Source organism: Bacteroides xylanisolvens XB1A (genome assembly GCF_000210075.1).
Lineage (GTDB): Bacteria > Bacteroidota > Bacteroidia > Bacteroidales > Bacteroidaceae > Bacteroides > Bacteroides xylanisolvens.
In genome coordinates, this window is the sequence record NC_021017.1 from 841,970 (window position 1) to 851,915 (window position 9,946).

Sequence of the window (9,946 nt, forward strand, 5' to 3'; positions counted from 1 at the left end):
GGGGATGTTCGCACATCACAATACGGTTTTCATAACTCTCGCCCTGAACTTTTGCCCGGACAATGTTATCAAACCATTCTGTCTGCCGTTGCCATGCTTCGGCGTATGGTATCAAATTCCAATCAATAAAAAATGTTTTCATAAAAACAAAGGTAAGAAATAAAAAGAAAATGCGTACATTTGTTGGCCCAATATAACAAACACAACTATGAAAATGGACTTTCCACAGGTAGACTTGCCTACCGAAGTATTAGCATGGACGAATGTAACAGAAGACATTCTCAATATTTACAAGCAATCTTGCCGGTTGCAAGCATGTATTGTTGCCATCTGTACCGAAGGTTCGATGAAAGCCTCCATCAATCTGCTTGATTACGAAATTCACCCCAATGACTTAATAACATTATTACCGGGAACAATCATTCAGTTTCGGGAAAGAACGGAAAAAGTATGCCTTTGCTTTGCCGGCTTCTCTGCTCATTGTACCGGACGGATCAATCTGATGAAGAATATTGGTAACGCATACCCCAAACTGATAGAACAGCCGGTAGTTCCTCTTAATGAAGAAGTAGCCAGTTATCTGAAAGACTATTTTGCTCTATTATCACGGGCCAGTTGCAATGAGAACTTCGAAATGGATTCTGAATTGGTCGAATTGTCTCTTCAGACTATCCTGACAAGCATACGACTGATATATCATAAATTTCCGGGCGAAAACAGCAGTTCGAACCGCAAAAAGGAAATCTGCCGGGAACTGATTCAAGCCATCACCGAGAATTATAAAAACGAACGTCGTGCACAATTCTACGCAGATAAACTAGGAATATCTCTTCAACATTTAAGCACGACTGTGAGACAAGTGACAGGTAAAAGTGTTTTGGACACCATTGCTTATATCGTTATCATGGATGCTAAAGCCAAACTGAAAGGTACCAATATGACTATCCAAGAGATAGCATATTCTCTAAACTTCCCCAGCGCCTCTTTCTTTGGCAAGTATTTCAGACGATATGTAGGAATGACACCATTGGACTTTAGAAACAGATAATTTTCACGAAGAACGATAGAAAACATAAATGGTGAGTTGCAAAACAATGAACGGTGAATAAATTGCGCATTATCCGCAAAGTATTCACCGTCTATTATTTACAGTTCGCTGTTCATAAATAACAGCTTGCCATTCATCGTTTACAGCTTACAGGTTCCTGTCTTTTTATAGTTCGTTTCTTATTTTCGTCCCAAACTCAACGAATTGAGCACTACGCTCACACTGGAGAACGCCATTGCGGCACTTGCCAGCATCGGATTCAACAGCAAACCATTCAGCGGGAACAAGATACCGGCAGCAATAGGAATACCAATCAGGTTGTAAATAAACGCCCAGAAAAGATTCTGATGAATCAGTTTGACCGTCTGCTTTGACAACTGGAAGGCTTTAGGAAGCAGCAACAAGTCCGATGTCATCAAAGTCACCATAGCCACGTCCATAGCAATATCAGTTCCTTTTCCCATGGCAATGCTGACGTCAGCCAATGTCAGTGCCTGCGAATCATTGATACCATCGCCCACCATCGCAACCTTCTTTCCCTGCATTTGAAGCTCACGTACAAATTCGGCCTTATCGTCCGGTAGAGCGTCGGCAACAAAACGTTCGATTCCTAAACGGGAAGAAACGGCTAGTGCAGTCCGTTGTCCGTCCCCCGTCAGCATACAGATGTCAATCCCTTGACGTTTCAGTTCCTTCACTGCTTCGGCAGAAGTAGCCTTTATCGGGTCGGAAACAGCAATGATAGCCAGCAACTCGTTTTCACGTCCAAAGTAAATGATGCCGTTACCGTCCGATTCATAGTGAACCAGCATTTCAGCCATCACATCGCTTACTGTCGCACTGAAATCTTTCAGGAGTTTATGACTACCTACCCAGTAAGTATGTCCCTCATACGAGGCTTTGATTCCTTTTCCCGTAATGCTTTCAAAGCTATCCAACGCGGCAGGTTTTATTTTTTCTTCGTCCTGAAGCGCAGAGACAATAGCGCCGGCAAGCGGATGCTCCGATTTCATTTCCGCAGCTAAAAGTACATCTTTGAAATGTGGTTCCTGCGACTGCGCCCATAACCATCCGGTAGCTGTAGGATGTCCTTCAGTCAGTGTTCCCGTTTTATCCAGAACAACGACATCTACTTTGCGCATTTGTTCCAAAGCCACTGCATCTTTAATCAGAATATGCTGGCTGGCAGCTTTACCTATACCCACCATCAACGCAGTAGGTGTAGCAAGCCCCAAAGCACATGGACAAGCAATGACAAGAACAGAAACAGCCGACAAAATACCATAAGAGATATATTCACTACCACCAATGGTGACCCACAATACAAATGTCAGAATGGCAATGCCCAATACGACAGGTACAAAAATCCCCGTAATACGATCGACAATGCGCTGTACGGGAGCTTTGCTACCCTGCGCTTCCTGCACCATAGAGATAATACGGGCAAGCACGGTTTCACTGCCTACCTGTGCGGCACGAATGATAAATGAGCCACGCTGGTTGATCGTCCCTGCCAATACTTTATCACCTTTCTTCTTTTCTACCGGAACCGGTTCACCGCTAATCATACTTTCATCGACATACGAGTCGCCTTCGGAAAGCTGACCGTCCACAGGTATTTGCTCTCCCGGGCGTACAACCACCAAATCACCTACCTGAAGTTTTTCAATCAAGATCTCCTCCTCCACTCCATTGCGCAGAACACGAGCCGCTTTAGGCTGCATTCCCATCAACTTACGAATGGCTGTCGAGGTATTTCCTTTGGCACGTTCCTCCATCAACTTTCCGGTAAGAACGAAAGCGATAATCACCGCAGAAGCCTCATAATAGACATGCGGTTCCAATCCGCGGTCATACCAGAATTCGGGGAAGAAAGTGTTGAACAGACTGAACAGAAAAGCAATGGAAGTACTAAGCGCAACCAAAGTATCCATATTGCTCCGTCCTAATTTAGCCTGTTTCCAGGCTCCGGTGAAGAAACCGCCTCCGAAAAAGACCATAACAGGGATAGCAAGTACCATTTGAATCTCATTAGAGTATGGCACATGCATCAGTATCATGGAATATACCAATAACGGTACTACCAAAATCCACGCACCAATCACCTTCCACTTCAAACGAGTGTAACGCTTATGCTGTTCCTCTTCCCGGCGTTCTTCTTTGTGGGCTTCTTCCACAATCAGATCATAACCTGCCGCAAGCACAGCCGCACGAATCTCTCCGGGAGTCAGCTGCTCTTTCTCATAAGAAACGGTCAATGTATTGGTAGCAAAATTAACGGAAGCCTCAATGACTCCCGGCAATTTTTTTACTGTTCTTTCTACATTATTGGCACATCCTGCACAATGCATATTAAGCACAGGAAATGCCTTTTTTGTTGTGTTACCCATATAATTATTGTTTACGGCCTTCCCCTCCTCTCGAAAAAGAAGTTGGGGAAGAACCCTTGTTTGTTTATAGAAACAAGCTAATACAGGTATTTGTTCAATTACTTCTTATCAGCCTTCTGATCGTCTTTCTTTGTTTCTTTTACAAATTCGGCTTCATAACTGAACTTATTAAACCCTGCCTGCAACTTCTTTACATTCGTTTTTTCAGCGTCATACGTAATGGTTACCATTTTCGTTTTTACTTCGGTCGAAATATCCTTCAGCCCTTTCTCAAAACGCATATTGTCCTTTACTTTCTTTTCGCATTTCTCACAGTGCATCTGCGACACTTTAAATACAACAACACGAATATCTTTTGCCAATACAGCTGTTACACTCAAAAGAGCCACCACGCAAGTGGCCATCCATCTTTTTGTTCTCATTTTTCTTATCAGTTTAAAATTAATATTCTTTATTATGCAATCGTTTCTTTCATTCGCTATTTCCTGCTTTTACTCACTATTTCTAGCTAAGTTAAAACGTATTCCGATATATCCTTTTGCTCCGTGCACCGGTCCCCAAATCATGGTAGAATCAAAATTGTTCCCCCAGGGATTTGCCGCATCGATAATCGGATTCTTTTGTTTGAAATTTGTCAGGTTCTCGCCTCCTACGTAGATAGACCAGCGGCGGAAGTAACGGGTCACCTGCAAGCTCAACTGCTCAAAACTGCCATAACGACGTTCCCAAGACAACTGTCCGTCTCCCAACTCATAAGGAGTAGGCATCCTGCCGCCGCCATTCAGTTGCAGTGTGGCGTCAAACTGCCATATTCCCAGCGGAGTTTGGTAAGAGGCCGTGAGTAGTCCTTTATATTTGCTGGTCAGCGGTTTCTCCATTCGTTCACCTTTGTAGGTCGTTTTCGCATCCGTGAGCCGGTAAGCACCTGTCAGGGTGAATCCTTTGAAGAAAGGATAACTTGCTTCCACTTGGAACACATGCGAATAAGAGCGTCCATCCAAATTGTAGAAAGCTACTTCATGGGGGTTGCTATCCATATCTACGATCACTTGTTTCAGGAAATCCGTATAATAGTATTCTGCATTCACATTCAGCGTTTTGCCGAATATAGGGATATAAGTAGAGACGCTGGCACCGTAATTCCACGCTTCTTCCATATCCAGGTTCTTTGCTATTTCCACCTTACGACTGCTGGAAAGCAGGTAGTTGTTTTCCGCCAACACATGATTGGTACGATACCCTTTTCCGGCAGAAAGACGGAAATTCACATAATCATTCGGATTGTACTTAAGATGCGCACGCGGAGTCACGAAGAAACCATGTTGGTTACTGTAATCACCACGCAGACCGGCCATTACCATCCATTTATCATTCAGGTTCAACGTATATTGCACGTAAGCACCGGGAACAGCTTCCTTTTCAAAGGCTTTGAGAGGATTGTCCGTTGTATTTTCCAAACGGTAATGTTGGTCATAAGCGTCATAATTGAAGCTCACCCCTGCGGAGAAACTATTTTGCGGATTAAATTCTGTTTCAAACATCAGCGAAGCATAGACGTTGGTTTGATCCACATTATACAGTTTGCGTCCATACGTAGCATCCTGATTATGTAAAGTGGTGGAAAGAATCAAAGCCAGGTTCGTATTCTTCTCCTTATTAAAGATATAGGCATTCTTGGTGAAGAATTCATAGCGTTCTGTATCGATCCCTACTTTATACAGATCACCGGAGTGCATTGTTCCTCCATGATTGGCCTGTCCGCTGGTACGTGTTTCAGAAAGGGCTTTGATACCTGCCTGAAAAACATAATGGTCGCCCATATATGCCCACCGGTTCCACACATTATATTGTTCCACCTGCGGAATATCCACAAATCCATCATCATTACCATCATGCGCCTTGGTCTCATTTTCGTAATGTGCCAGCAGAGAAGTGCTCCATCGTTTGGAAATTTTCAATGTAGCGTCCGCATTGGCTTCATACCGGTTGGTAGTGCTTGCAAAAAGATTGGCAGACACCCAATCGGCTTCCGGCAACTGCGGTTTCTTAAATTCTACGTTTATCTGTCCTGTGATGGCTTCATAGCCATTCTTTACCGAAGATGTTCCTTTGGAAACCTGTATGCTTTGCATCCACGGGCCGGGGACATATCCTAATCCATAAGGAGCGGCGGCTCCCCGATAATTCGGAATGTTTTCCGTCAACATCTGCACATAAGTGCCGGACAGCCCCAACAATTTAATTTGTTTGGCTCCTGTTGCCGCATCGGAATAACTCACATCTACTGAAGGGTTCGTCACAAAACTTTCCCCCAGGTTACAACAAGCGGCTCTACTCAATTCGGCACTGCTTATCATGTCTTCGTTCATCACGCTACTGCGCAATTTCATCGTTCCCAGTTTACGAGTGACAATATTTACTTCATTCAGTTCCACTCCATCACGAAGCACAATATCCAGTTGTTGATTTTTACTGCTCACATGAATCGTGTCGTTCTGAAAACCGATAAAACTGACAATCAGCATGTGGCTTTTGGAAGGTTTAGTGATAGAAAAACTACCATCCTCTTTCGTTGTCACTCCTTGTCCTGTATTCATCCAGAACACATTGGCACCCGGAATAGCCTCCCCGGTACTATCTTTCACTGTTCCCCGTACTTGCGCATATATATTGCCGGCAAATAACAGGAACAGTCCTATTATCATATATTTCATTCTTTCTAAAGTTACTTTCGAGATACAAAATTAATTCATTTCTCATGCAACTTAGTTGCATTCAGTGCTGCTTTACTTTCATGTTCTATTGAAAGTAAAGGATTAAATAAGAAAGAAATAGTGGCTAAATAATGTAAGTGGAATATAACGCCAGCATCTGCCTCGAGCAGAGAGGTGGCGGAGAGGTCAGACTATCAAATTCTACCGGTTTATCCGCATAGGTCGGAGTCAGCAGATAGCAGAAATGCTCACATAAAAGATCGACTGCCAAAACTGATACGGTCAGTTCCGTAGAGTGTTTCATCAGGTCGAGCTTATAAATCGTAGCCGTACAACCTTTTTCTTTGCAGTTTTTCTTTGAATCGCAAGTATGAGACTTTTTACACTTCGGACAGCCTGTATCACAGCAGCTCTGCACTGTCTCACAACGGGCACAGCAATAACGCACAATAGAGACTCCGCCTCCTGAATAGATAATCAGGAGAGAAAGGATTAGTGCTGTTATGTAGGCTAGTCTTTTCATTTCAGAGGACAAAGATAAGAATAAAAACAAATTTTCCTATCTATTTTCGTAATTAAGATTCAATCCTCATTCAAAACTATAGATATACATGCATTTCTTACCGGTTCTTCCCCCAATAACCTCGTATTCCATCATCAGTAGATTGAATACCAATTCATTGCAGACATATTTCCCGTTCATTATTTGGCTATTTTAGGGTCATATCAGCACTATTAACTCTTTTTACTCAACAATAAAACCTATCTTTGCCACGAATAAATTCATTGTTTTTTTAAGTAAACGCTATGCTTACATATCTACTCCTCATTATCACTCTTTATCTGGCAGGGAATACCTACATATTTATCAGAGCGACGCAGGCTCTGAAAGTAAAACCGCTTGGAGTAAAATTACTCTTAACCGTTTTATTTTGGACATGTGCCTTATCTTTCTTCGGCACGATGTTAGCCCGTAACCTGGAAATGCCTGTCCTTATCTCCCATTCGATGTACATCATTGGAACAAGTTGGCTGATATTTACCCTATACATGGCATTATTCCTGCTGTTGTTTGATATATTGAGATTATTCAAGGTTGTCTGCAAATATCGTTTTTATCTGTCTTTGGTGTTTACATTAGGATTGCTGGGATATGGGCTATACAACTATCACCATCCGGAAACCAATATAGTCAACATTTTAACTAATAAACAAAATGAAGATACTTCTCACGCAGTTAAAAATCGTCGCGATAAGCGATGTTCATCTGGGAAACGGCACAGGAAAAGCCTCACTGAAGAAGTATGTGGAAATGATAAATGCACAGCATCCCGACTTGATACTGATTAGTGGCGACTTAATTGATAACAGTGTTGTACCTCTTTATACAGAGAATATGGCGGAAGAACTGGCCGAGTTGAAAGCTCCTATGGGCATCTACATGGTTCTTGGTAATCACGAATACATTAGTGGAATCGATGAAAGTATCCGATATATAAAGAATACTCCGATACAACTTTTGCGTGATTCAGTAGTGACACTCCCCAACGGCATACAACTGATAGGCCGCGATGACCATCATAATCGCAAACGCCGTTCCCTGCAAGAACTGATGGCGAATGTTGATAAAAGCAAACCTATCATCTTGCTGGATCATCAACCCTTCAACCTGAAAGAAACAGAAGATGCCGGCGTCGACCTGCAATTCAGCGGACACACACATCACGGACAGGTATGGCCTATTAATTGGGTGACTGATTATATATTCGAGCAAAGCCACGGTTACCGCCAATGGGGAAACAGCCACGTGTACGTGTCTTCCGGATTGTCTCTTTGGGGACCGCCTTTCAGAATAGGAACGCATAGCGAAATGGTTGTTTTCAACTTCCAATGAATAATATGCAGTTTTGTCACATATGTTACAGTTTCTAAATGGACGTAGATACCCTTATCGAATTTCTGAAAATGAAAGGGAAATTTATGCCTGCTGAAGATGGATTCACCGTGGATATCACTAAAGTTTGCAAGCATTGACGTGTGGATGGTATCCGGCAATCCTGTTTTAGAGGATAAATAGCTGCAAATTTTTCTGTTTTTATTAGCCCGATTCACGAATTTCATCTATATTTGTCAATAGTGAATGATAATACAAATGTTGAATTTATAGAAAAAACGGGTATGAAAAAACAATATGTCAGTCTGCTTGCAATTATACTTTCGGTAAGCGGCTTTTTGTTTTCTTGTCATGACAAGATGAACAAAAACACAGGTGCGTTACAGTTTGATAGCATTCAAGTGAATGAGACAGCACACCTCTTCAGTGATACAGCCAAACCGGCCTGCAATATTATTATTAATTTTGCCTATCCGGTAAAATCATCGGATGATATGCTGAAAGATAGTTTGAATTCTTATTTCATTTCGGCCTGCTTCGGTGATAAATACATCGGCGAAAAGCCGGAAGAAGTTGTAAAGCAATATACCGAGAACTATATCAGCGAATACCGCCGCGACCTCGAGCCGATGTATGCCGAGGACGAGAAAGACAAGGAAGACGAATCTTCCATCGGAGCTTGGTATTCTTATTATAAAGGTATAGAGAGCCACGTACAACTGTATGATAAAGACCTGCTTGTATATCGTATCGACTACAACGAATATACCGGAGGTGCACATGGCATTTACATGGCTACTTTCCTGAACATGGACCTCACCCTGATGCGCCCGCTCCGTCTTGATGATATTTTTGTCGGAGACTACAAAGACGCATTGACCGACCTGATCTGGAACCAGCTCATGGCGGACAATAAAGTGAACACTCACGAAGCATTGGAAGATATGGGATATGCTTCCACCGGGGACATCGCTCCGACAGAAAATTTCTATCTAAGCAAAGAAGGAATCACCTTCTATTATAATGTATACGATATCACTCCTTATTCTATGGGACCTGTAAAGGTAACAATCCCATTTTCTATGATGGAGCATTTACTAGGCAGTAACCCAATTCTAGGAGAACTGAAAAATTAAATTTCATAAAAAGCTGAACACCAATGAATATCCTATTGTTATCACTCCCGTGTGACAGAATAGGATATTCATCCACATCTATCATTCAAAACTTATAACTCAAAACTCAAACAGTGGAAATCATACTGAAATATTTTCCTGATCTGACGGAAGAGCAGCGCAAACAGTTTGCAGCTCTATACGACCTCTACATTGACTGGAATTCTAAAATCAACGTAATCTCCCGCAAGGACATCGAGAATTTATATGAGCATCACGTGCTCCATTCGTTAGGCATTGCCAAAACAATCCAATTTCGCCCCGGAACCAGCATTATGGACCTGGGTACAGGAGGAGGTTTCCCCGGTATTCCTTTAGCCATCTTATTTCCCGAAGTGACATTTCACCTCGTGGACAGTATCGGCAAAAAAGTACGGGTAGCAACCGAAGTGGCAAACGCTATCGGACTGAAAAATGTAACATTCCGTCATGCCCGCGCAGAAGAGGAGAAACGAACGTTCGACTTTGTTGTCAGCCGTGCCGTAATGCCTTTGGCGGATTTGATTAAGATTATCAAAAAGAATATCTCTTCAAAACAACAGAATGCATTACCCAACGGACTGATCTGTCTCAAAGGTGGCGAACTGGAGCATGAAACGATGCCGTTCAAGCATAAAACGGTCATTCATAACTTGAGCGATAGTTTCGAAGAAGAGTTCTTTCAAACTAAGAAAGTGGTATATGTTCCGATTTAAACAAGACTATATGTTCTGATAGATGATAAA

General features: G+C 42.4%; 7 protein-coding genes and 2 pseudogenes. 5 read left to right on the plus strand and 4 right to left on the minus strand.

Translation table 11 applies throughout. From position 1 onward, the window contains the following. Positions 1–208 precede the first annotated feature (208 nt). On the plus strand, positions 209–1,048 hold the full coding sequence (locus BXY_RS03435; RefSeq protein WP_015531226.1) for a helix-turn-helix domain-containing protein: 840 nt from the start codon (positions 209–211) through the stop codon (positions 1,046–1,048). A gap of 179 nt (positions 1,049–1,227) precedes the next feature. Here the strand turns inward: BXY_RS03435 and BXY_RS03440 are convergent, their stop codons facing one another. The 4 genes from BXY_RS03440 to BXY_RS03455 form a co-directional block, all read right to left on the minus strand. Next, positions 1,228–3,438, minus strand: coding sequence for a heavy metal translocating P-type ATPase (locus BXY_RS03440; RefSeq protein WP_015531227.1), 2,211 nt, complete (start codon positions 3,436–3,438; stop codon positions 1,228–1,230). Between the two features lie 98 nt (positions 3,439–3,536). After that, entirely contained in the window at positions 3,537–3,860 is a 324-nt protein-coding gene (locus BXY_RS03445; RefSeq protein WP_004300412.1) for a heavy-metal-associated domain-containing protein, read from the minus strand. 69 nt (positions 3,861–3,929) lie between these two features. Then, complete coding sequence (locus BXY_RS03450) at positions 3,930–6,152, minus strand: TonB-dependent receptor (protein WP_015531228.1); 2,223 nt, start codon at positions 6,150–6,152, stop codon at positions 3,930–3,932. 124 nt (positions 6,153–6,276) lie between these two features. Continuing rightward, positions 6,277–6,675 carry a hypothetical protein gene (locus BXY_RS03455; RefSeq protein ID WP_008640595.1) on the minus strand — a complete coding sequence of 133 codons (399 nt, stop codon included), beginning with the start codon at positions 6,673–6,675 and terminating at the stop codon, positions 6,277–6,279. Between the two features lie 284 nt (positions 6,676–6,959). On the opposite strand from BXY_RS03455, the pseudogene BXY_RS03460 reads away from it, so the two are divergent. From BXY_RS03460 to rsmG, 4 genes and pseudogenes are all read left to right on the plus strand, one after another. Beyond that, positions 6,960–8,046 (plus strand): annotated as a pseudogene (locus tag BXY_RS03460) (metallophosphoesterase). Between the two features lie 38 nt (positions 8,047–8,084). After that, positions 8,085–8,186, plus strand: a pseudogene (locus BXY_RS03465) (DUF2492 family protein); the annotation flags it as partial. 144 nt (positions 8,187–8,330) lie between these two features. Next, on the plus strand, positions 8,331–9,182 hold the full coding sequence (locus BXY_RS03470; protein WP_008640601.1) for a DUF3298 and DUF4163 domain-containing protein: 852 nt from the start codon (positions 8,331–8,333) through the stop codon (positions 9,180–9,182). Positions 9,183–9,295: 113 nt separating this feature from the next. Next, on the plus strand, positions 9,296–9,916 hold the full coding sequence (gene rsmG / locus BXY_RS03475; RefSeq protein ID WP_008640602.1) for a 16S rRNA (guanine(527)-N(7))-methyltransferase RsmG: 621 nt from the start codon (positions 9,296–9,298) through the stop codon (positions 9,914–9,916). The last annotated feature ends 30 nt before the right edge of the window (positions 9,917–9,946 follow it).